Source organism: Lactobacillus sp. B4007 (genome assembly GCF_026535895.1).
In the GTDB taxonomy this organism is placed as follows: Bacteria; Bacillota; Bacilli; order Lactobacillales; family Lactobacillaceae; genus Lactobacillus; species Lactobacillus panisapium.
The window spans coordinates 177,080-201,560 of the sequence record NZ_JAFNPA010000001.1; the positions used below are offsets into that span (position 1 = coordinate 177,080).

Here is a 24,481-nt window from a genome sequence, read left to right on the forward strand (position 1 = left end):
ATAAACTCTCCTTTTTAATTAAAATAATAAATTTTACTTTCTTTTAGCATGTGTTTTTGATTGCGCATTATTCTGACCATAATATGCATTTTCTCCATGCTTACGGTAATAATGTTTATCTAATAAATACTGAGGAAGATGGCTATCAGACCTAGTTAATTGCAAGGTATGATAATCTTCTTCGGCAACAACTTCTAAAACTTTAGCATTGTAAACTGCCTTAGCCGGAGTTTCACCCCAACAAAACGGTCCATGCTGACTAACTAAACTCCCAGGAGTTGCTTCATAATCTAAATGTCGTTCATTAAAAGTGCGAACGATGGTCTTACCAGTGTTGCCCTCATAATCTTCTTCGATTTCTTCTTTAGTTAACGCATCTGCAGCTGGTACATCAGTGTAAAAAGTATCTGCATGCGTTGTATTAAGAGCAGGAATATCCATTTTAGCTGCCGCAAAGGCTACTGCCCACGGCGAATGGGTGTGCACAATACCACCAATTTTGGGAAAATGATTATATAAATACGTATGTGTTGGAGTGTCACTTGAAGGATTTAATTTACCTTCAACCACTTTACCCGTCAGATCAACTACCACAAGGTCTTCAGGTTGCAATTTATCATAATCCACACCAGAAGGCTTAATGACAAATAATCCTTGATCGCGGTCTATTCCTGAAACATTGCCCCAGGTAAATGTAACCAAATCTAGTTTTGGTAACTGCATATTAGCTTCATATACTTCTTTTTTCAGTTGTTCCAGCATTTACTTCGCCTCATCACTCAAAACTTTTGCTTCATTTTCCAAAGGAAGTGCTAATTTATAACGTTCAAGATATTTAGCGGCACCTTTAACTCCTTCTGGCTCTGGACTCAATGTCATAATTTCAGAATCTACAAAAACCTTAGTATCTAGGTAATCTTCTAATGGCTCGGACGCACCGGAAGCAACATATTGCGCGAGTACTGCCATACCCCAAGGTCCGCCGACACTAGCGTTAGTCATAACAGAGATTGGTAAGTTCAACATATTGGATAAAACTTGCTGCCCGATTACGGGAGTTTTAAATAGGCCACCTTGCGCAATCATGACATCAGTTGTGACATTTTCTTCATTAGTCAAAATGTCCATCCCAATTCTAAGTGGTGCATAGGCCGAATATAACTGAGCCAGCATGAAGTTAGCCAATGTAAATTTACTATTAGGTGTTCTGACTAATAGCGGTCTGCCTTCTTGCGTCTTGGTAATTGGTTCCCCAGAGAAATAGCTGTAATTAACCATTCCTCCTGCATCGGGATCCGACTTAGTCGCATCTAGAAAAAGTGCACTATATAGCTGATCAGCACTGATATCAATTCCAAGCCTTCCAGCAAATTCCTGGAAAAGTTGTGCCCATGCATTGATATCAGATGAACAATTATTGATATGCACCATGGCTACAGGCAACCCAGTTGGTGTTGTAACAAGATCGATGTCACGGTGAACTTTTTTAAGTGGCTTGTCTAAGACAACCATTGAAAATTCAGAAGTTCCAACAGAAATATTACCTGTGCGCTTACGAACACTGTTAGTACTAATCATGCCTGTTCCTGCATCGCCTTCAGGTGGTGCCATCACGCTTCCTGCTTGCAATGTCTGGGTTGGATCAAGTAAATTTGCCCCCTCTTTAGTTAAATGACCAGCAACTTCGCCTGCCTTCAATACGTGTGGCAAAATTTGTTCGATCTTCCACGGGTACTTTTTAACTTTTTCTAAGGCACCAAACTTTTGTAAGCATTCCTGATCGAATTGACCATTCTTACCGATGGGAAACATCCCTGAAGCATCGCCTACACCAATGTTTTTTTCACCAGATAATTGCCAGTGAACATAACCTGCTAATGTTGTTAAATAAGCAATGTCTTTTACATGCTCCTCATCTTGCAAAATAGCATGATACAAGTGAGCAATGCTCCAACGCAGCGGAATATTAAAATTAAACAATTTGGTTAGTTCACTTGCTGCGTCTCCAGTTATCGTATTTCGCCAAGTTCTGAAGGGAACTAGCAATTTGTCATTTTGGTCAAAAGGCAAATATCCGTGCATCATTGCACTTACGCCGATTGAACCAATATGTTCAATTTTGACATGAAATTTGCTGCTTACATTTGCAGCTAATTGTGCATAACTTTGTCTTAAGCCAGTTAAAATTTCTTTTTGTGAATATGTCCAAATTCCATCTTGCAGTGTATTCTCCCAAAGATAACTACCTGATGCAATTGGCTGGAAATCAGTTGTAATTAATACTGCTTTTACTTGTGTTGAGCCAAATTCAATTCCAAGTGCTGTTTGACCTGATTTTATTAGTTGCACAATTTCTGAAATATTCAATTTCACTTTAGTCCTCCATCAGATCTTTTCCGTGATTCATTCCAATAGACTCAATTTGCTCTAATGTATATCCTTTGGTCTCCGGTACACAGAATTTAACGAATAAGACTCCTAAAATGCAGATAATGCCAAAGATTGCAAAAACCATTTCTTGAGACATTGAAGCCGTCATCATTGGAAACAGTAGACCTACAGCCCAAGATCCAATCCAGTTGACGGATGAGGCTAATCCAGAAGCACGTCCACGAATTGCCAATGGGAAAATTTCACCTACTAAAACCCAAGTTAAAGGTGCCCAAGTGAATGAGTAAAATGCAACATAGATACATAGAAAAACTACAATCATCATTGGATTTGCGTGAGGATCTATACTATTAATAACGGAAGGAAGTAAAAAGGAAAGACCCATTACAGTTCCGCCTAGCATTAGCAAGGTTCTTCGCTTACATTTTTCAGCTATTGCTATATATACCAACGAACCAATCACTAAAATCACACCTTGGACGATCGGCCATAACAAAGCTGAACTTGCAGCGTTTCCTGTTGCCTTTTCCACAATTAACGGAATGTAATAGAAGATTGCATTTGCTCCTTGAAATTGTTGAAAAGCTGCCACACCGACACCAGCAATAACCAAATAACGATATTTACTACTAAAAAGAGAACCCCAGGTCGTTGCTTCAGTTGCAGAATTTTCTTTTTGCGAAGCAGATTTTATATCATTAATTTCATCGGTAACTTCCTGTGGGTTTTTCCGAATACTTGAAAGAACTGCCTTAGCTTCTTGTTCCTGATTATTTTTTATTAAAAACCGAGGTGATTCTGGTAAACGTAGTACGCCACAAAACAAGATAATTGCAGGTACAGCGGCTAAGCCAAGCATTATTCTCCAACCCCAAGCTTGTGGAAGCCCTTTTAATAAGAAATCCATTATATAAGATAACAACATTCCTGAAACAATCATTGTTTGATTCAGGCCTGAAAGACTACCTCTGGCATTTGCAGGTGCCATTTCTGACATATATGCTGGAACCAAAGCCGAAGCAGCACCAACAGCTAGACCTAATAGGACTCTAACAATAATTAAATAGAGAGACCCGTTATTCGGAGCAACCATTGAAAGTAAAGCAAAAATTGCAAACACAATAGCTGAAGCTAAAATCATTTTGCGTCGTCCAAAACGATCAGAAAGCTGTCCAGCAACTGCTCCTCCAAAAATGGCTCCAAACATAACAGCTGAAGTTATCCAACCAACAACTGTTGCATTTGTTAAATGCCAATCTTTTTGAAGAAAAGGTAAAGCACCCGTCATAACTCCAATGTCATAACCAAATAAAATTCCACCAAATGAACCAAAGAAATAAATAAATCGACTAGAAATTTTATTCTTTTTCACTCATAGTACCTCCTTTTATCTAAAACTAGTTTTAATTTTCGCCTTCTCGAAAGCACTTTCATAATATGACTTTTATTTGTTATTTGCAATAGCCGTTGAAATTTGTTCGAACAAATTTTATAATATTTATGTAATTTAAGTGTTGATATTAAGGCATATTTTGCTATAAAGAAAAAATATTTGTTTTTTATGCTGTATTTTTCCAAAAATTCATCCCATAAAATGACTAATATTATAATTAATAGAAATGATTATAAAACTACTGTTATTTTTATACTAAAAAATTAGACTCATGAATTACAATTTTTATCTAATCTTTTATATCTAATTTGAGTAATGGCTTCTTTTATCAAACTATTTTTTTGGAGGTTTATATTTTGAAACGTGATTACATAGCCATTGTGGAGACTTTAAAAAATGAAATTACTTTTGGACATTATCAAGTTAATCAACAACTTCCTACTGAAAGTGAATTAATTAATCGCTTTCATTCGACAAGATATGCTGTTAGAAAAGCACTAACTGAGTTACAAAACGAGCATCTAATTTATAAAATTCAGGGAAGTGGGATGTTTATCCAAGATTGGAACAAGAAGTGGCAAGTAAATCCTAAAAGTAAAACTATTGGTTTAATTTGTACACATATTGCAGACTACATTTTCCCCAAAATTATTTCTCAGATTGATACCGTTATTGATCCTAAAGGATATTCTCTTCTAATAGCTAACACTCATAATTATCCAAAAACTGAACGCTCTAATTTAATTAAAATGCTTGACTTACAAGTTGCTGGACTAATAGTTGAGCCAAGTGAGAGTGCAAAACCCTGTCAAAATGCTGATATTTATCAAAGGATTGCAAAAAGCAAGATTCCACTTTTATTCATTAATGCAGAATACCCAGAATTTAATTTCCCTGCAATCACTAATTCTGATCGTGAATCTGAAGAAGAATTAATCAATTACCTTTTACATAAAGGCCATAAAAATATATTAGGGATCTTTCAGACTGATGATCTCCAAGGTGTAGAACGTATGAAAGGCTTTATCCAGGCCTATCAGAATAATGATGCTAATTTGGCTAATAGCAATTTAATTATGTATAGTTCGCATGATTCATTCAGTATTATTAGTAAAAAGATTGACGATTATTTAAATAGCAGTCAGCCACCAACAGCAATCGCTTGTTACAACGATGAGCTGGCTGTACTAGTAACTGATAAACTTAAAAAGAAAAATATTAGAATTCCACAAGACGTTTCGATTGTTGGCTTTGATAATTTTGACTCCGCAGCTTACTTAAATCCTAGTTTGACAACCATGAATTACCAGCGCACATCAGTTGGTGAAGAAGCTGGTAAGGGAATCTTAGCGCTAATCGATGGGAAAAAGTTTACTTCGGTTGTCCATCACCCACAATTAAAGCTACGTGACTCAGTTATTTCACTCAATAAGTAAATAATGTAAAAGACCAGATTTAGATTTAAATCTGGTCTTTTTTATGAACTATATATTAATATTTTTTAAATTAATGTAAAAAGCTTTATTCAACGAATTATTGATGGCATGGACCTTAAATAAGAACAACCATTTGCTCTTTTACAAGAAAAGTTGATGTTAAGCAAAACTGTGTGCCACGCGGTTTAAAAATTGACACTATCAAGACCATTGCCAAATATGTTTCAAACTTAACACACAGAAATTTATACTCAAATCGACTGAAAGCTTTCATTAACTTTTGACGAACTATGAAGGTAAGGCCGAAAATTGCATTAAAAATGCACTTATTTAATTTTTAACTCAATAGTTCAGTTGCTTATTGAATAGCACTATGATAGTGTTTTGTTATCTTAAAAATTTTTTAAGGGGGGTAATACTGTTTGATTGCTTTATTAATTATAATTATCATCATAGCGATAAAATTTATGCCAATTGATACTTGGCTTAGAAAGCACAATCTGTCAATTGCTATTCCTATATTCTTTAGTCTACTTTGGGCTTTCGTGATAATTATGTCTTTTACAGGCTTTGCTAAAGCATTTCATTGGTATGATTACACGCTTACAATTTTTGCTTTTGTTTATGAGTGGATAGATTTTCTAGGTATAGGAAAAAAATAAAATATGTCTTTTTATTGTCAACGAGAGCAGGCTCAACACTGAAAAATGTGCTTTGCCTGCTTTTTACGTTTGCCCAGTTTTAATTGTTGGCTGAGCTTGCTCTTGTATTCTACTTTGTTTACGATTTATTGCTATTTCGCTTCTTAATTTGTTTATTAATTTTATGAACAGTATTCACCTGCATCAAGATTACAACCGCCCAAACAATCAGGTAGATCAGGAAGAATAGTCCAATTGTCGCTGGGCTTAAAGCAAAATTACTAATTATCATCATTAGAATAAATAAGATAAAACTGCCAGCTAAGTGGATAATTAGCGCAATTAGAAAAGGCAAATCCGTTTCAAAAATCATCGACAAAAGGCCAATCAAGCCTGACATGATGAAAACGGATATAAAACCAATTTGGGTGGGTGCAACCTTAGGATAGACAAAAGTTAGGATAGCTAAATAGCTGGTTGAACCAAAGCCAACTCCGGTTAAGAAATAACTAATACACTTTTTTAGTAGTTTCATTTTAAAGACCTACCTTTTTTTCTAATTCTGGCAAATAATGTCTTGAAACATCAGCTTTTAAGTTATTGGCCAGTTTAGCAACCATATTTCCCGCAAAGCCGACCTCAATTGACTCCAAATAATTTAAATTAATTAGACCATGGCGAGACACTTGAACAAAATCATCGTTCAAATTAGTTAGCACCTGATAGAGTCTCCCCTTAGCCTTAAAAATATTTTTGGTTGTGTAGTAGATTAATGTCGTTGCTTGAACTTCGATTTTGATAATTTCCCCTTGTTTAAGGGTGACAATGCGATCCTCAGTTTTAACAGGGATTAATGCGCGCTGACTTTCGTTAAACTTGTTTAAATAGCTGATCAATTTACTGACAGTTTCTGTTTCCTGCACGGCTTTAATGGCAACTTCAATTTCATCTTTGCTTAAAGTGGCATCGGTTTGAAACTTAATTTTCACTTGTGCTTCACTTTCTTTCTATCTTATAAGAATGACAATTTCATACTCTAATCATTACTTTGGAAGTTCAAATTTAAGAATACACCCCAAAATATTGTATTTATACATAAACAGTTAATTTCAAGCACCAAAATGTGCAAACCTAAACATAAGACACTAAATAAAAATTTTATATTACTAATGCTCACTTACTAACCAAGTTTTTACATTTCTATAATAGCTTGCTTTGACAGTAAATAGTAACTATTTTAAAAGTATTAAATAGGCGAAGATTTTATTAAGCAAATACAAATACGTAAAAAATCACATGCTAATTACAATAACTAATTTAAAGAGTTTACTTTCTGAAAATATTATCTATACAATAATTAGTTCAAAGATGAATAAAACTAGATATCAGCTATAAAATTTATTTTTTACAAAAAAGGGCGCTTCACAGGCGTCCTTAATTCTTTTTCCTTATACCTATTAATAATTATTTTCAAAACCTGAATCAAGCATATTTTTAGAAACTTCTGTTTCAGATTTATCACTTTTCAATTCAAACTTAGAGACTATCGACCTAAACTAACTTAAGAGAAAAAATAGACAATTTATCAAGTAAATACTTAGCTCTTGACGTCAGTATTTATTTGATAAATTTAGAAATTAACTCTAATTTAAAGTTTAACGATTAGTCTACATTACAGGAGATAAATTAATTTTTAGCTGTATTTTTATGCCATTTCCAAGCAGAAGAAATGATATCTTCAATATTCTCATGTTCTGGCTTCCAACCTAAAATTTCTCGCGCTTTAGTTGAATCTGCAACTAAAATATCTGGATCACCACCACGTCTTGGACCAAAAGTATATGGAATATCAATGCCAGTAACTTTTCTTGCAGCCTTTACTATTTCAAGATTAGAGTACCCTTGAGATGTCCCTAGATTAAACACATCAGACTTGTTAGTTTTCACTAATCTAGTTAACGCTAAAATATGGGCTTCAATCAAATCATTAACTTCAACATAATCGCGAACATTAGTTCCGTCTTTTGTATTATAATCATCACCAAAGATTGTAAATTTACCATCACCCTTAAGTGCACTTTTCAAAAGTACGGGGATTAAATGTGTTTCATGCTCATGCGCTTCTCCGAGAGAACCATTATCTGCTGCTCCAGCCACATTAAAGTACCGCAGAGCAATTGACTTAATGCCATTAGCTTTATCGGCCCAAGACATAATACGCTCCATCATCATTTTACTGTCACCGTATGGATTAATAGGTTCAAGCGGTGTATCTTCAGTGATTTTTTCTACTTTGGGAATACCATATACCGCAGCAGTAGAAGAAAAAATCAAATATTTAACTTGTGCATCAATCATTGCCTCAAGCAAAGAAATCATACCAGTTACATTATTATCATAATATTTCAACGGTTTTTTTACAGATTCAGAAACCAATGATGATGCTGCAAAATGCATTACTACACTTATTTTTTCTGAGCGCAAAATTTTACTTACTAAAAATGTATTTTTTAAATCCCCTTGATAAAACTTTGCCTTAGGATCTATTGCACTTGAATATAGAGTGTCAAGTACGACTACATCATATCCATTTTTAATTAATTTTTTTACTGCAACTGAACCAATATATCCAGCACCACCAATAACTAAAACACGCATAACAAAATTCGCTACCTTTCAATTTATTTTAGTAAACTGCTTATTCTAATAAATACTAAATTTTCAGTTTCATATCCAATAATTATGACAAAATACAATTGTTTTTAGATAGTATGAATCATAAATATATTTTAAAGCAATTGTATGTTTTACATAATATTCGTAAGCAGATGGATCTAAAAGTTCTTTAAATCGTTCAGTCTTTATAATATCAGAATTATGAGTAAAAAAGTCTGGCTTGACAGTATAAATTTTCATCAAAAAGCATTTTTAAATTTCTTATATCTTAAAGAGTCCATTTGTTTGAGTTATCTAGAGGGAAAACGATATCAAAATTTTCTTTAGGGTAACATGCATCAAAAAAGAAATATTAGCATCTGGCATTGCTTCAACGCCAAAGCCATCTATTACAATAATACCCAACTTTTATTCATAAACTGTTCCATTTTTTATCCAATCATCAATCTTTAACAGCTCTTTTTTTAAGTCTGTCATTTTCTAGAAACTACTACAGGAACTTTCCCACTATTATGAGCACCTGTATACTTTCGTCTCTATAATAGTTCGGTAATTCTTCAAACATTATTTTTACTTTTAGCAATTGTCAACGATAAAGCAATAATTATCACGGTCAAAAGTGCTGTCATCCCCAACAACATATAAGCATTATCCATTCTGGCTAACCGATAGCCATAAATTTTATAAGAAACTCCAAGATAATTAAACATTTGAGTTCTTGCATTACCTGTTAAAAAATTGGGGCTTACTTTATTTAGCAATATACTTCTCAAAGCTGCAGCTTCATAACTGCTTGGTATTAACTTGACTAAAGTTTGAGCATGAGTAGTTAATGTTCCGTATGGCATATAAGTTGCTACCGCAAAACCTGCCGCAGCTCCAATGATAGATGATAAGCGGCTAAAAGTAGTATAGGAGTGAATAAATAGCGTAATTACTCCGTTTACCAAGGTCGCGGAAATAGCACCCAGCAAAATAAACCCACTGCTTAACAAATATGCATTATTAGGAATACTAATTTTATCAACCGCTGTAAAATAAATGCTCATTATCGCAAAAGTAACTATTTGCATGATCAGACTAACAAAAACACTTGCTAAAATATAAGCAAAATTTCGCGTTGGCAGAGAAGTATCGGTCAGGCTCAAATCATCTGCTGTTCTTGTTTCTTTGTCCTTAACGAGCTGCCCTAATGCCTGAAAAGATGTGGTAATTCCCGCAATTGTCACAATACCTGCAAGCATCCACAAATCGAGGATTTCGGTAATATGCGGAATATTACCCCAAGATTTTTCTAGAGTTCTTTGTAAAAAGCCAATATAGATGAAGAATGAAATCAATGCCCCTAAGCAAGACATAATCACACCGAAAATATTTCCAAAATAAATTCTAATGTTTCTTTGTAATAGAGCAAGCATCACTGTAACTCCTTTCCCGTAATTTTAATAAAGGCGTCATTGATTGATCCTTTACGATACTCAAAATCAGTTATTTCATCCAGATTTTGATTTAGGAAGCTCGTTACTTCTTTAAAAGATAAAGCATCAATTTCAACTAGGTTATTTTTAAGGTGAATGACCGCATGATTTGTTTTCAGCTTCGCTTTATTCTTTACATTAACGAGTAATTTAGTAGGCGCATATTGCTTTTTTATTTCTTTAACTGTTCCACTGGCTAAGACATGCCCATTTTCCAAAATATACATTTGATCGGCACTTTCAGCTTCTTCGAGATAATGCGTTGTCAAGAAAATGGTTAGTCCTTGCTCTTTTTGCAGCTTTTGTAAGAGTTGCCAAATCACTAATCTTGTTTGTAAATCTAGCCCTGTGGTTGGCTCATCTAAAAACAAGATATCGGGACGATTAACTAATGATCGGGCAATGTCCACTCTTCTTCTTTGACCACCAGACAATGTTCCGTATTTTTGGTGCAAGAATCTCCTAATCCCCATTAAGTTAATTAGTTCTTCGAGCCACTCTGATGAAAACTCTTTATACATTCTTGCCCTTAAATAGAGATTGGCTTTAACTGACAATTTATCATCTAAAACACTAGTCTGAAAAACTACACCTATTTTCAGATTAGCTGCATAAGAAATAGTACCTGAAGTTGGCTTTAATAACCCAGTCAAGATATTAATCGTAGTTGATTTTCCTGCTCCATTTGTACCTAGAAAAGCAATGAGTTGTCCCTTACCAATTTTTAAATCAACCCCATTTAAAGCAGGACGATTACCGTAATTTTTAGTTAAATTGTGCGTTTCAATAAGCATAGTTTCTCCTTTCCGTAATCTCAATTATTAGAATACCTAGTTGGTGGGAGTAAATATCACTTTTTGCAACAACAGGTCAATATTCAAACATGAAAGGATATGATTTTGCTATAAAATTCTGAGAATAAAAAATAGAAGCAACTTAATGTTAAGCTGCTTCTACCTTTGGACCAAATTACTTACTTAACTGAATTTCGCGATCAAACAAGCCAGTGATTCGCTCGTCAAAGTTATGCGCAATAAAGATAATGGTGCTTGGCAGCTCGACTAATTTTTTTAAGATTGCCACTGTTGCCGTTTTATCAATCGCACTTGTGCCTTCATCAATGAGTAGAATATTACTGTCATGGATTTTGGAACGGGCCAAAATAATTTTTTGCCTTTGACCACCAGAAACATTTAACCTGTGCAGATTAATTTTAGTATCAAGGCCTGCATCAAATTTGGCTATATCTGGCGCTAAGCCAACATCCTCGACTGCATTTTCCACCAAACCATCTAACTTATCATCAAACATCGTAATATTGTTTTTTATCGTGCTAGGAAACAAAACGGGGTCTTGCGCAATATAACCAATTTTCGACAGGTCAGGTGTGACAACTCTACCCTGTTTGTCCATAAATTGAATTTTGCCTGAACTAGGCTGAATAATTCCTAAAAGCAACTTTAACAAGGTCGATTTACCAGTACCGCTATCACCCGTCAACAGAATTTTTTCGCCATAATTAATCTTGATATCAGGGAACTTTAGGGCTTCGCCATTTTCATAATTAACTTCCAAGTTGTTCGTACATAATGAATATGGGGCATTTTGTGTGCTGTTATCAACCTCAATCGACGACGTAGCAGCGGTAATTTGTTCTCTTAGACTAGTTGTTCCTTTTATTAAACCAAAGTAGTAGGGCAAATACTTTATTCCAAAAGAAATATATGTGCTGAAGCTACCAATAACCCCAACAGCCCCGAATGTAACTGAGCCCCTATTGATTAAAATACCTGTCCAAACATACAGAACTATAACCATGATTTGAGAAGCACTTCCGGTAATAATTGCCAAAATTTGCTGCTTTTTGGTCAAATTGAGATTTGCTCTTTCCAAATCTTTTGCGCCTTTGTGCATCACGTTGAATAATTTTTCACCGGCGAGGTATCTTTCCAATTCAGCAATTCCACTAAGCCATTTCTCAATCAAGTCCAAGTATTGTTTGTTTTGACTTGATAATTTTTCTGTTGCTTTTTGAATCGGTTTATCCATTACCTTTGGTAGAAGTATTGAAACAGCAATCGAAACTAGTGTTAAAAAAAGCAAGCTCCAATGCATCGTTAAGAGTGCAATCGTCGTAAAGGCAGTATAACCCGTAAAATTGCAAATAAGCGGTATCAAATTAAAGTATTGGTCATTTACCGTGTTTAAATCGTTAGTTAATCTATTCTCAACTTCTGAAACCTGATAATTTCTTTGATCACGGCATATATGATTAACAATCTTCTTTCGCAGTCTACCATTAAACTCTTGCACTTGTCTTGCGAGTAAATTATCCGAACCCATATCAAAAAAATATGAGAGCAGATATGCTAATAGCGTGACCAAAAGAATTACCAACCAGGCTCTAGAGTCGTGGTTATGAAGGGACGTAAGTTGCCACATGTTCAGATACGAAGCAGTAATTATCGCAACCGGATTCATTAAACTAAGAAAGATAATGAGGACAAAGCGCAAACGATTGGTCTGGTAAAAAGTTTTCAGATTCATTTTTTGCCTTCCTGGTTATTTACTAAATAAATATTTTTATCAAACAGCTGCTGAATTTCTGGCTGCAAGTTATGTGCAATTAGAACGATGGTTTTGCCAGTCGAAACCAAATACTCAATAATTTTCTTGGTTGCTTTGCTATCTATAGCACTGGTTGCTTCATCCATTAAAACAAAGTCATTATCAAAGACTTCTTCACGAGCCAAGATCACCTTTTGTCGTTGACCACCGGATAAATTATCTTGATCCAAATCAACTGCTGTTTCAACACCCGCAGGGAATCTCATCACATCGGCTTCTAACTGAACCTTATTTAACAATTGTGGTATTTTGGTAAAAAGTTCATGATGAAACATCACAATGTTATCAGCAATTGTGCCTGGAAACAGTTTCGGATCTTGCGCCAAATAGCTAATTTGCTTTAAATCCGGTGTAATTTGTTCGCCAGCATCATTTTTATAGATAATTTCACCGCGATAAGGTTTAATTTCACCTAAAATGGCTTTCAATAAAGTTGACTTACCTGTACCACTGTCGCCTGTGAGTAAAATTTTTTCACCTTTGTTAATCATAAAATTGGGATAGGCAATTTCTGGGCTATGGTCGTATTTAAGTACCAAATTTTTAACTTCAATCTGACTTATCAGTTCAGCTGAAGAACTTTTATCTTTCTCAGCCCCTGCAATCATTTTTTGCGTGTTTTCATTAATAGTCTTAGTTGATTTAAGCTTAACCATGGCGACTGTAATTGCTGAGACGGCCGAGAATATGCTATAGGCAAACGAAGTCGCAGCTAATACCGTACCAATTCTAATCTGACCTAAAAGGAACAAAATACCTGCCAAAAAAGCAATTGAAAGCTGACCAATCGTGTTGCCAAAGCCATTAACAGTATTTGAAAATGTTCTTGTTTTAGTCTGATGAACCTTTGACTTTTCCAACTGTTCACCATACTTTGCCAGTTCACGATTAAGCATTGAAACAGCATGGTAGCGCCGCAATTCATTCAAGCCACTAATCCAGTCTCCAATCACAGTCAAAAAAGAACCATTATTTTGAGCCACTTGCGTACTAGCTTGAGAAGTCTTTTTTTGCATTACTTTGGGCAAATACAAATTAATCAAAACGAGAATCCCAGTTAATAAGACAAATGTCCAGTTTAAGTTGAAAAGAGCCCCAACGGACAATAGAATGATTAAAAAATTGCTGACAATATCTATCCAGGGCAGAGCATAATCTATCGTTAAAATGTCGAGATTATTTTGCAAATTATTTTGCATTTGTGCCACGTTCAAGTCATTTTCAGCATAAAAATGGCTAACCATTTTTGATCTCAATTTATCAATATAGTCTTGAATTTGTTGGTTAAACAAGTATGTCGCCAAAGGCAAAATAGTAATCCCGAGAAAAGCAGGTATGAATTCAAAGACCTGCCACTTAATATATTCTGATAAATTTCCAGCTCCTAAAGCATTGACAGCGAATTGAAACAAGTAAAAGTCAATTGTCCCGGTAATTGCATAAACAAAATACAATAAAAGGACAAAAGTTGCACGTTTTCGGTTGATTTTGAATAAACCAGATAAATTCATAAGCAATGTTCTTTCTTGTACAAGTTAAAGTTGTTATTCATCTTTGTTAAAATAAAATTATAATATAATTAACGAGGCGAAATGTCAATCTAATTAAATAGCTATAGATAGTAAGCAGATCTAATTCAATATAAAAAATGAACGGTTATTTTTAAAATTTCGTAGATAAAAAGCCCTCAATTATGATTGAGAGCTTTTGTTGATTTCTTCTAGTTTTACATCGGTGGCTTCCGATAACGATGATAATTGATTGTTTGCTTCTTAAATTCAGCCTTCTGATTTAATTTCTTCGCCAGCTTTTTGTCAAGGTAGCCTTGGGTCAATTCACTTTCTTTTTGTAAAGCAAGAAACTGATCATAAGTTTTCTGCGCTAGAGTCCCGTTTTGTACAGCTTCTTTGACGGCACAATCAGGCTCATCGAGATGGCGGCAATCATTAAAACGGCATTTTTTTGCTAGCTCCGCAATTTCAGGAAAAACCTGTGCTAGATCATTAGCACCAACACCAATGCTTTTCACGCCTGGGGTATCAATTAAGACAAAATCCCCATTTTCAATTGGAATTAATCTTGAGCTCGTAGTTGTATGGCGACCCTTATCAGTTTTTGCACTAATATCACTGGTCGCCATGACCTCTTTTTGGGCAACAACATTAATTAAGCTCGATTTACCTACGCCTGAGTTACCGTAAAAGGAAACAGTTTGTCCCGGCAAAATACTGGAACGTAATTTTTCAATGCCATCATTGGTTACACTGGAAGTGCAAAAGACGGGAACTTGCAATTTGGCAGCAAGTTGGGCAGCGATTTTACTACTATCTGAAGTTAAGTCGGACTTAGTCAATACCACTGAAGTCTGATATTCATCATCCTTTTTTAGTGCATACAAGTAACGGTTAATCCGCGAGTCAGTTAAATTTTTATTCAGTGAAATACAGATAAACAATTGATCAATATTGCTAGCAGCGCACTTTTGCTCCGCCCGATATTCTTCACCAGTTATCCGACCTAAAGTACTATAGCGCGGCAAACGCTCATTAATTAAATCAAAATCAATTTGCGGATCAAGCGTTACCCAGTCGCCCACTAAAAACTGCTCGGTGCGCTTTTTGGGAATGGCATTACTCTCGCGTCCGTCCAAATGCATTACTTTATACATGTCAGCCGAATTTAACGAGATTCTACCGAGTGTCTTTTCACCATCAATTTGTTCATGTTGTTGATAAGTATTTAATCCTAATTCCAAAATTTCCCCTTTTTTTCGAAAAATCGTTCATATTTTATTTTAAAAAATATTAAAATAATTAACTCAAATAAGTTGTATTAGGGTATTTTATCATATTTATTTCAGAAAAAGCCAACAACATATGATTGTTTAGATATTTTATTAATAACCACCTTTTTACACAATCAAAATGACAGTAATAGATTCCTATTCCGACTTAGAAATCACTTGGTCAAGTTTGGTAATATCGGTTAAATCTGCGTCTAAAAAGTCCTGACTATCTACTGGTAGATGTAATTGCAAATTATCCAGCAACTGAACGCTGACAGTTACATCTTTCATTGTTGCAGCCAAAACATGACCGCCCACAGACAAGCTATCGGCTAAAAAGTGATTGTGAAAGCCAGAAACGCCCACCCCTTGAAAAACTTTCGGCGTGTAATATGAAATCATAGTCCCGGTAATATTTTCGGCTTCGAATTCGACCTGATTTTGTGCAATCTCACCCAATGAAGGATAAGGTTTCTTTGACTTCTTGGATGATCTAGTTCGAATTTTCTGAAAAACACCGTTAGTTTTAACTGCTAAGAAACGATTTTGCGCATTATTTGCTGTTAAAACTTGGGAAAGCATCTCTTCTAACTCAATATCCTGGTAGCTTTTAAAGTCGTGATAATCGGCAAAGCTAACATCTGCGTATGTTACTCTAAAATCAGATGGTAACTTAATGGCTTTTCCAGTTGTATCGATTTTGTAACCAATCCCGTCTAAAATCACTAATTCACCATCAACGCCATCACCCGTTCCAATGCCAATATCGCCGTGCTTTAGCAACTCCGCTAATGGCAAAGTGCCGTCTAATAATCCTTCTACTAGCATTTGCATTGTGCCATGTTGAAATAGAGTATTTTTCATAATACTTGCTCCTCCCATTTTTTGAAATAATAAAAAGCCCTCAATTAACTTTGAGAACTTTCATTAACATATTTAAATATTATCATAGTAAAACTTGCCAAACAATTATCTTCATTGGAACTGACTTAAGTCAAAGGGAGCGTAAACCTCTTTACCATAATTGGCACTGACCACTTTAGATCAATTTCCTTTAGTACTCGTCTACCAAACCGCAGGGCTTTTGTCATATCCGCCATAAATAGCTTCATCGGACGTCTAAAAACACCATTTTTTTCGGTAAATAAGTCGTACTTTATCAAAACGCGGTCTTATTGTTGTTACTTATTAATTAGAGCAAATGATAAATTATACTAAAAACAAACTCTAAATGTTTAAAATTTACGAGTGCTTTTTGATTAGTGAGACATTTAGCTATAAAAAGCATCCCTACTAACTACTCAAATACCTAACTATATTAATTGTTTCAGAATATATAATACTATCAGCTTTCTCGAGTTCAATAATTTTAAAGGACACATTACTCCATTCCCAATTAGGTATGACTTATTTTATATTCTTTAAAAATTGCATTTGAATTTGAGTTTTAACTTTTACTAAATAATTTATCCAAGAGATCCCTAACTTTAATTTTATTTGATAAAGTTTTCAAATTACCTTCATTGTCTAAAAATCCATTTTACTTTTCAGACTCAGCACATTGCTATAAAATCAATACAACTTATTGACAATAATTAGATAATGATTTTATTGAATGCAAATTAAGTATATGATTTTATGAGTTAAATATATCGATTGTTTAGGATATCTGAAACAATCTGTCCTATATTTGTTGACTGTTTTTCCAAGGAAATTTGAGATATTTTTTCTGTGTTTTTTATTGCTTCAAATACTTTGTTATCACTTAAAATTTTTTCCATTTGCTTATTGTTAACAATTTTATTTTTTTTATATTTTTTACCTAAGTATTTACCCAAGCTTTGCTCCAATTGCCCCTGCCACATTTTGCTAGACTCGATTGGTTTCGGAGTCATTTTCTGAAAGTGAGCAAGTAACCAGACTTCAAAAGAACAGTTGGACAAACCAATCTGGCACTTAGATCCATTAACTTTTAAATCATCGGCATCTTTCAGCATTTTATCAATCTTTTTATCAGGAATCTGATCTTTATCAAATATAATGAAAATTCTGGTTCCTGAATCAGGCCTAAACTTAGGATCCTTTGTTAAAATTTTTTTTGTATATTCTACCCAGTCCCCATTCCCATCCATAACTTTGATTTTTTTTGCCGAGGCATTAAAAAGCGCCTTAGTAGAAGCAGTGTATAATTTGTAATACTGAATTAACTTTCTAAAGTAATTTTCTTCAGTATAGCCTTCTACAAAGAAAAAAATTTTAGCTCCAACTTTCAAGTGTCGCTTTTTTCTACTCATTATCTTCTAGAGCCTCCATTAGCAATTCTTGGTTGACTATTTGTGTAGCTCCATATCGGCCTTCTAAATAGCGACGTTTGTAATTAAAGTCACTGCGCTTTAAGGCTGGATCATCAAAATCAAACAGACTATATAGTTCACTTACACCACAGCGATCTTTTTCTACAAACCAAATTTGATCTGGTCTCAACTGACAATCCATTAAAGAAAGTTCATGTGTTGTTAACAAAAACTGATTAGTCTGCTTTTCACTATTAATTAATGAAACGAGTGCTTTCGCAAGTTCAAGATGGTAAGATCTATCGAACTCATCAATTAATAAAACTTTATTTTCATTGCTTAGAATATATAAAGCCAAAATAATAAATACTTTAGTTCCTCTACTTTCTTGATTAAAATTAAGAGTAAATGTCCCATTTTTAGAACGATGCTTACAATATAATTCATTGATTGATGTTTCTTTTAAGATTTCTGTATCGTCTTTGCTATCTTCAGAATCCTGATTTTTAATTAACTTTTTAAAAAGATAATTTAAATTTGGCATAGTAACTGGTTTAACTTCTATATCTACTATGTCAAAATCTGCTGCTTGTATAAAGTACAAAACTTTTTTCTTAAATTTTTTATCTTCAAACATTTCAAATTTATCAGTATTAATATTATCAGTATTCACAAAAACTAAATCTTGTGCGATCCAATGATAAGCTTCTTTTGAATTTGGCTCATTATTTTGTTGTCCAAAATACAAAAGCAACTGGTTATCGCGAATATTGGAACTTATTGACTTTAACTGTTGAGGAAGTAGTAAAAAATTTTGCTCTACACGTTTAAAAATATATTCTTTATCGTTTTTTAAAGTTTCTTTAATAATCCTTTTGCGATTATATTCTAAACAATAAATATACTTTTTGTTATTTTTTATAAAAGTGATTTCGAATTTGGTATTCTTACTATTGTTGCCGTATGTGTCATAAAATAATTCATCTTCTATACTGGAAGTAGGCTGAACCACTAATCTTCTAAGAACATTTAATGCGAAAAGTAAATTGCTCTTTCCATTAGCATTTGCTCCAAATATCAAAGCTGATTTAACAAGATTTTCTTTTTTAAATTTAAAAGTATTAGTTTTGCTGTGCTTTCTAAGACGTTCACCTGTTTGCATCGAAAATTCTTGTTCCTTTTTAAAAGAACGAAAATTTTGTATTTTGAAATCAACTAACATAATATACTCCTAAATATACATGATTAAAACGATTTTTCGCTTTTATAATTAATATTATTGCATAATATTTAAAAAAATCAATTATTCAAAAGCTGTTTTCTTAAAAAAGCTTGTTTTAACACATTTGTATATAACTTATTTGTCAAGAATATAGCTACTTCTTCATAAGTGCATGTCTAATTAAAAGCGTTTTGATTATGATCATACTATATCAACTTGCCATTTTTTAAACCGGAATTTATTTGACACTTAAGCTAATTTAAAACAAAAATTTTGAATTTTTTAAAAGTACTAAAGCAAATCTCATATACATATTGCATATAATGTAATTGACAAAAAAGCGAAAGTTTATCAGTTGGAAAGTAATTTAAACAGCTGAAGTAACCATGCTTATAATAAAAAAGAACAAAATAGTATTTTTAGTTACCTTAAGATAAAAGCCTTTCTAGCTCCTACATTAAGTTCTACTTAAATAATCCATAATTAAAATATATAAATAACAAGATTATATAACGTCACTGTCGTATATAATTTTTCAAATGAATTTTTCTATTTTAGTCAATATTAAAATTTTTCTTTTTCGAAAAAGACTGTTTACTTTTTATCGCTAAGTGATAAAGTTTCACACATCATTATAATAATTTAAAGCTTTCAGGTCGCTTTCCTTACCTACCAAAGCCGATTATATCAGCATTCCACTTACTGCAAATATTACATTTACTCTCACTCAATCGTTAACTGCTGCTTACTAGTAACGTTGTAGATTATACTGTCGATTTTAGCAACTTCGTTTACTATTCTTTTGCTAGCATCTTATGGAAGACGAATAAAGTCCTCTGTCATGCCGTTAATTAAAGTAAACGCAAAAATACTGTTATTTAACCTCCGACTTCATTCTAACGTTCTTGATGCCTCGCAAAAGGGTTAAGTACTGCCAACTTTTTCTTGTGAACAAAACTTCTTGATTTCACCGAGCAGAATTTCTTCACTATCACATATAAGTTTTAGATATTATTCACACCAAGCATGTGAATGACAAATTTCGGTAATAGCTGAAACCAAACATGCTCGTGATGAATTTTCAGCTTCTTACCAAGTTCACGTGGTTCGTCCTTATACATTGTTCACACTATTTGTTCTGTTTATCTCTGGCAATTGAAGTAGATCTCTATGGTTTGGTAGAATTATGTGAGACTTGATTCAGCATAGTAACAGCAAAAGTTTCTTCCAAAGAACTGGACATTTTTCTACTAGAAGACTAAAAAAGGATTAACTGATACCGACTAAAGGAATAAGCAATGGAAAAAGTGTAAAAAGATTATATTTCCATAGATTATATTTCCATATATGTAGAATAGTTTAACACTTGTTATATTAGTATCGCTTATGAATTTTTAATCAAATATCTTTTAAAGATAAAATTTTATTTTAAAAAACATAAAGAAAAATATTTTTGTGAAAATATTGGATGTGGTTATTTACATACTACTTACTTTCCGTTTTTCAACATCAATTTAATAAAAAACGATTTATGCTTTGGCTTTGGTTTAAACCATTAGAAACTGCAATTTGTGCAATAGCTCTTGGAATGATATTCGGAAGTACAAAAAAATATTAGATTCTTTAAAAATTGACAAAAAGAGTGAAAATTGTTCACATATACCCAAATGCACAGTACTTGAAAATGTGATAATTAAAAACCCTGATTTTGATAATTTCAATGATTTGACACTCAAAATCATTGAATTTGTTGGCACCCTTTCCTCTTAAATCACATAATACAAAAAATTACCAAGCTAAATTGAACTATTAGTCAAGTTTTTTATGTATGGAATGTTAATTATACTTGCAAACTGGTAATAATGTCTAAACGAGATTGTCACTAAGAGACACTATCTCAGGTTGAATTTAGGTTAACTTAGCATATTTCCAATCTTTTTATAAAAAAGTTCTTAATCATCTTTTGTTTTTTTAGTCAATTGCACATAAAGAATTTCTTTTTTTCACTTTCAAATTCTTACAGCATATACAAACACGCTTCCGAATCTTGGAGCATTTATAGCTTTATAGTTATTTCTTTATTATTAGCCTTTTTGAAGATATTTTACTTGCTTTCTAATCTTTGTCTATCTTCCAATATTTTTTAAAGTAATTTTGTTAAATGCTTTTTTTGATTATCTTGAAAAATGATTATTTTAAAAATATTAACTAAAGTTTGTTTTAAATCTTTTATTACTTCTTATATGTATTTCGATCTGGCGCCATTAGAACGGTAAATATAAACAGTATTAATTTAATAAAGTCTGTTTCTTTAAATCTTCTAGGATCATACCTACCATGTTCAATCGGATTTCTTCCAAAATCTGTTCTTTCTGGGCCTCTCTTAAAATCAATTTTTTTCCACCAGTCTTTTAAAACACCAAACATAGACATAATATCTATTGCAGTAAGACGCCCATTTTTATCTGCATAATCCTTCCTTACACTTCTTATGACATCTTCTTGTATAAAGCCATTAGTTGACAATATGCCAAATTTATAGCAACACACGTATTCAGCAATTGAAAATACTGTGCTCATGAATAAATCAAAATTGTCAAAATCCTGTTTTATTACCTTTCTGATTTTTAGCAATTGAAGTCTATACCCTTCATTCAAATTTTGCTCTTTAAATTCTTCAATTACTAAATTAAGTACTTTATAAAATCTTTGATAATTATTTTCAGTATAAAAAGTTTCAATATATTCTAAAACTTTGTCTTCAGATTTCTGATAATTATTTTTCAAAATATCATTATAAAAGAATTCTGACGTAACCCATCCATTTTTCATAAGAGTTTCTGCTATTTTTATATTTTCACTATGCTTACCAAGGAACTCTTCGGCTGATTTCTGAAAGACATTAGTTGCTTTGACTATTTGAGAATAGTTGTATTCTAATGAAGTTCCCAATTTAAAAGGCTTAATTGCTGTCCTAAAACTATTTGCTATTGTTTCAGTTCGTTTAAAATATTCCTGCCGAACAGCGTCTCTAGTTGCCTGCAATCTTAAATTTTTAATATAATGTAAGTTTTTTTCTGCATAGGGAATTATTTTGTTAGATATAGAAAATGTTTCTCTATTCTGAAATATTGAGTTTTCTATTGCAGCATATTGTTTTGGAATTTTATCTAAAGTTATATACGGACTTAGAGCTTTCGAAGTTTTCTTATTTGCTAACCCCCAGTTTTTGCCTATCTGAGGAATCATTCTGCCTGTTATAGGAGTCAGATTTCTGTTCTGAGACATTATGTGTCCCATTGCAGTAGATTGTTTCAGTATTTTATCCATCGTCATATACGGTTTCATAGCTTGTAACGCAAGCTTATTATCCATGGCCATGTATGAATTTAGGGCTTTCGAATTATTCTTATTTATTAAACCAGAACTTTTACTGGTGTTACTTTTTAGTTTTTTTATTTTTTCATCTTTTGACGTTTTGTTATTTCTTTTATCCATATTATGAATTTTACTCTATCTTTAGTAATCAAAAAAGACTCTTAGCATACTAAGAGTCCTAACAAACACCCATGTTTGTAAACGCATTTTTTATCTATATGAGTTCCTTACAAGTGCTTTTATGCTGCCTTTCCATTTTTAGTTATTCCCATTCAATCGTTGATGGTGGCTTACTCGTGACATCGTAGACTACGCGGTTAACGTTATCAACTTCATTAATGATTCTGGTTGAAACTTTTTGTAAAACATCCCACGGCAGACGGGCAAAATCTGCGGTCATACCGTCAATTGAGGTAACTGCCCGAATACCGATGGTGTAATCGTAAGTTCGGCCGTCTCCCATGACGCCAACTGACTTAATGCCAGGTAAAACGGTGAAGTATTGCCAAACTTTTTCTTGCAAACCGGCCTTTTTGATTTCATCACGTAAAATTGCGTCACTGTCGCGCACAATCTTCAGCTTGTCTTCAGTAACTTCACCAAGAACGCGAATTCCAAGGCCTGGACCTGGAAACGGCTGCCGCCAAACTAGATCATGTGGAATGCCAAGCTTTTCACCAAGCTCACGCACTTCGTCCTTGAACAGCTTACGCAACGGCTCAATCAGCTTAAAGTGCATGTCTTTTGGTAAACCACCCACATTATGATGGGATTTAATTGTTTGTGCGGTATTGGTGCCACTTTCGATCACGTCAGTGTAAAGTGTGCCCTGAGCTAGGAAGTCAACATCGTGCATTTTTTGTGCTTCTTCATTAAAAACTTCAATGAATTCATTACCGATAATCTTCCGTTTTCGTTCGGGATCAGTAACGCCTTTTAGTTTGGCTAAAAAGCGGTCCTGTGCATTGATCCGAATAATATTAACCCCAAGGTCTCGATTCAAGGCTGCCATGACTTCGTCGCCCTCGTTTTTGCGCAGCATTCCGTGATCAACAAAAATTGCGGTCAACTGGTTACCAATTGCTTTATGCAATAGTGTGGCGGTAACGCTGGAATCTACACCACCGGATAAACCTAAAATAACTTTCTTGTTCCCCACTGTTTTGCGAATTTCAGCAATCTGCAGGTCAATAAAGTCCGTCATGGACCAGTCAGCTTTGGCGCCACAAACCTTGAAAGCAAAATTACGCAGGATATCAAGACCATATTCGGTATTGCGCACTTCCGCGTGAAACTGAATGCCGTAAAGTTTAGCTTGATCATTGGCAATCGAAGCAATCGGACAATTTTTACTTGAGGCTACCACCTTGAAACCCGCAGGAACTTGTTTAACCAAGTCGCCGTGACTCATCCAGACATACTCATCTTTGGGCAAGCCACTGAACAAGACCGAATTGGCATCTTCAATAGCAATATCTGCACGGCCATATTCTGAGTTAGAGGCTTTTTCCACATCGCCATTTAAGTAATATGACATTAGTTGCATGCCATAACAAATTCCTAAAATCGGAATACCAAGTTCAAAAATCTGCGGATCAACTTTCAAAGCATTTTCATCATAAATGCTATTTGGGCCACCGGAAAAAATAATTCCTTTGGGATTAATTTCTTTGATCTTAGCCATGCTGATGTCGTGCGGCAAGAGCTCAGAATAAACCCCAAAATCACGTAAACGTCTGGTAATTAACTGGTTATATTGACTACCAAAATCCAAAACAATAATTTCATCAAAATCATGAAGATTCTTTTTTACTGCCATCCGAGCTCCTTTTCTACCAAAACAAGAATTTGATTAAACTGTACTAAGAATTTCCCTTGCGGTCAACCACTTTTTAAGAGAAAAAGTGGCAATAAAAAAGGCCAGTTATAGAAATAAAAAATATTATTTACCACCTAAAATCTCATCTTGCACAACTTAATTTACTTTGTTAGAATGCAGTCATCAAGTCAATATTAAATCTGTATATTGCCGTAATAAGGTCGGCAGTTTCTACTCAGAACCATAAATTCTGAACTATGGATTAAGAGCAATTATTGCAGTTTCTTACTGCTGTAAGGGTCTTTTTTACCATAGTTTGGTAGAAAAGGCCCTTTTATTT

At 33.7% G+C, this 24,481-nt stretch carries 20 protein-coding genes and 1 riboswitch; of the genes, 3 read left to right on the forward strand and 17 right to left on the reverse strand.

Annotation, left to right across the window (positions count from 1 at the left end):
• Positions 1 to 33 precede the first annotated feature (33 nt).
• From J3U54_RS00925 to J3U54_RS00935, 3 genes are read right to left on the reverse strand one after another with little or no spacing between them, the layout of a single operon-like run.
• Complete coding sequence (locus J3U54_RS00925) at positions 34 to 762, reverse strand: L-ribulose-5-phosphate 4-epimerase (RefSeq protein ID WP_103752330.1); 729 nt, start codon at positions 760 to 762, stop codon at positions 34 to 36.
• A complete protein-coding gene (locus J3U54_RS00930; RefSeq protein ID WP_267385040.1) occupies positions 763 to 2,367 on the reverse strand; it encodes a xylulokinase in 1,605 nt (534 codons plus the stop codon).
• A 7-nt stretch (positions 2,368 to 2,374) separates the two neighbouring features.
• Positions 2,375 to 3,763 carry a sugar porter family MFS transporter gene (locus J3U54_RS00935; protein ID WP_103752329.1) on the reverse strand — a complete coding sequence of 463 codons (1,389 nt, stop codon included), beginning with the start codon at positions 3,761 to 3,763 and terminating at the stop codon, positions 2,375 to 2,377.
• A 377-nt stretch (positions 3,764 to 4,140) separates the two neighbouring features.
• Here J3U54_RS00935 and J3U54_RS00940 point away from each other — a divergent pair, with 377 nt between their 5' ends.
• Both J3U54_RS00940 and J3U54_RS00945 read left to right on the forward strand, forming a co-directional pair.
• Positions 4,141 to 5,220: a GntR family transcriptional regulator gene (locus tag J3U54_RS00940; protein ID WP_103752328.1), complete on the forward strand. Its 1,080-nt coding sequence runs from the start codon at positions 4,141 to 4,143 to the stop codon at positions 5,218 to 5,220.
• A gap of 422 nt (positions 5,221 to 5,642) precedes the next feature.
• A complete protein-coding gene (locus J3U54_RS00945) occupies positions 5,643 to 5,882 on the forward strand; it encodes a hypothetical protein (RefSeq protein WP_220232254.1) in 240 nt (79 codons plus the stop codon).
• A gap of 118 nt (positions 5,883 to 6,000) precedes the next feature.
• On the opposite strand, the gene J3U54_RS00950 is transcribed toward J3U54_RS00945, so the two are convergent.
• From J3U54_RS00950 to J3U54_RS09110, 12 genes are all read right to left on the reverse strand, one after another.
• Positions 6,001 to 6,396 (reverse strand): DUF3021 family protein, encoded by a 396-nt coding sequence (locus J3U54_RS00950; RefSeq protein WP_267384559.1) that lies wholly within the window; start codon positions 6,394 to 6,396, stop codon positions 6,001 to 6,003.
• A 1-nt stretch (position 6,397) separates the two neighbouring features.
• Entirely contained in the window at positions 6,398 to 6,850 is a 453-nt protein-coding gene (locus J3U54_RS00955; RefSeq protein WP_220220091.1) for a LytTR family DNA-binding domain-containing protein, read from the reverse strand.
• 697 nt (positions 6,851 to 7,547) lie between these two features.
• A complete protein-coding gene (gene galE, locus J3U54_RS00960; protein ID WP_267384564.1) occupies positions 7,548 to 8,519 on the reverse strand; it encodes a UDP-glucose 4-epimerase GalE in 972 nt (323 codons plus the stop codon).
• A 575-nt stretch (positions 8,520 to 9,094) separates the two neighbouring features.
• Complete coding sequence (locus J3U54_RS00965; RefSeq protein ID WP_267384566.1) at positions 9,095 to 9,955, reverse strand: ABC transporter permease; 861 nt, start codon at positions 9,953 to 9,955, stop codon at positions 9,095 to 9,097.
• Complete coding sequence (locus tag J3U54_RS00970; protein WP_267384568.1) at positions 9,955 to 10,809, reverse strand: ABC transporter ATP-binding protein; 855 nt, start codon at positions 10,807 to 10,809, stop codon at positions 9,955 to 9,957. Before J3U54_RS00970 ends, J3U54_RS00965 begins: the two co-directional genes overlap by 1 nt.
• Before the next feature lie 175 nt (positions 10,810 to 10,984).
• Positions 10,985 to 12,562, reverse strand: coding sequence for an ATP-binding cassette domain-containing protein (locus J3U54_RS00975; RefSeq protein ID WP_267384570.1), 1,578 nt, complete (start codon positions 12,560 to 12,562; stop codon positions 10,985 to 10,987).
• Positions 12,559 to 14,154 (reverse strand): ATP-binding cassette domain-containing protein, encoded by a 1,596-nt coding sequence (locus tag J3U54_RS00980; protein ID WP_267384572.1) that lies wholly within the window; start codon positions 14,152 to 14,154, stop codon positions 12,559 to 12,561. The genes J3U54_RS00975 and J3U54_RS00980 overlap by 4 nt, the downstream gene beginning before the upstream one ends.
• A 215-nt stretch (positions 14,155 to 14,369) precedes the next feature.
• Positions 14,370 to 15,398 (reverse strand): ribosome small subunit-dependent GTPase A, encoded by a 1,029-nt coding sequence (gene rsgA / locus J3U54_RS00985; protein ID WP_267384574.1) that lies wholly within the window; start codon positions 15,396 to 15,398, stop codon positions 14,370 to 14,372.
• A 186-nt stretch (positions 15,399 to 15,584) separates the two neighbouring features.
• Positions 15,585 to 16,292: an acetolactate decarboxylase gene (gene budA, locus J3U54_RS00990; RefSeq protein ID WP_267384576.1), complete on the reverse strand. Its 708-nt coding sequence runs from the start codon at positions 16,290 to 16,292 to the stop codon at positions 15,585 to 15,587.
• Positions 16,293 to 17,071: 779 nt separating this feature from the next.
• Positions 17,072 to 17,722 (reverse strand): RloB family protein, encoded by a 651-nt coding sequence (locus J3U54_RS00995; protein WP_267384578.1) that lies wholly within the window; start codon positions 17,720 to 17,722, stop codon positions 17,072 to 17,074.
• Positions 17,715 to 18,944: an AAA family ATPase gene (locus tag J3U54_RS01000; RefSeq protein WP_267384580.1), complete on the reverse strand. Its 1,230-nt coding sequence runs from the start codon at positions 18,942 to 18,944 to the stop codon at positions 17,715 to 17,717. Before J3U54_RS01000 ends, J3U54_RS00995 begins: the two co-directional genes overlap by 8 nt.
• Positions 18,945 to 19,667: 723 nt before the next feature.
• A complete protein-coding gene (locus J3U54_RS09110) occupies positions 19,668 to 19,742 on the reverse strand; it encodes a hypothetical protein (RefSeq protein ID WP_416381968.1) in 75 nt (24 codons plus the stop codon).
• A gap of 575 nt (positions 19,743 to 20,317) precedes the next feature.
• Here J3U54_RS09110 and J3U54_RS09115 point away from each other — a divergent pair.
• Positions 20,318 to 20,503: a DUF7000 family protein gene (locus J3U54_RS09115; protein WP_416381969.1), complete on the forward strand. Its 186-nt coding sequence runs from the start codon at positions 20,318 to 20,320 to the stop codon at positions 20,501 to 20,503.
• A gap of 673 nt (positions 20,504 to 21,176) precedes the next feature.
• Here the strand turns inward: J3U54_RS09115 and J3U54_RS01005 are convergent.
• Complete coding sequence (locus tag J3U54_RS01005; protein ID WP_267384582.1) at positions 21,177 to 22,442, reverse strand: hypothetical protein; 1,266 nt, start codon at positions 22,440 to 22,442, stop codon at positions 21,177 to 21,179.
• 142 nt (positions 22,443 to 22,584) lie between these two features.
• A complete protein-coding gene (gene guaA, locus J3U54_RS01010; protein ID WP_267384584.1) occupies positions 22,585 to 24,141 on the reverse strand; it encodes a glutamine-hydrolyzing GMP synthase in 1,557 nt (518 codons plus the stop codon).
• A gap of 180 nt (positions 24,142 to 24,321) precedes the next feature.
• Positions 24,322 to 24,419, forward strand: a riboswitch (purine riboswitch).
• The last annotated feature ends 62 nt before the right edge of the window (positions 24,420 to 24,481 follow it).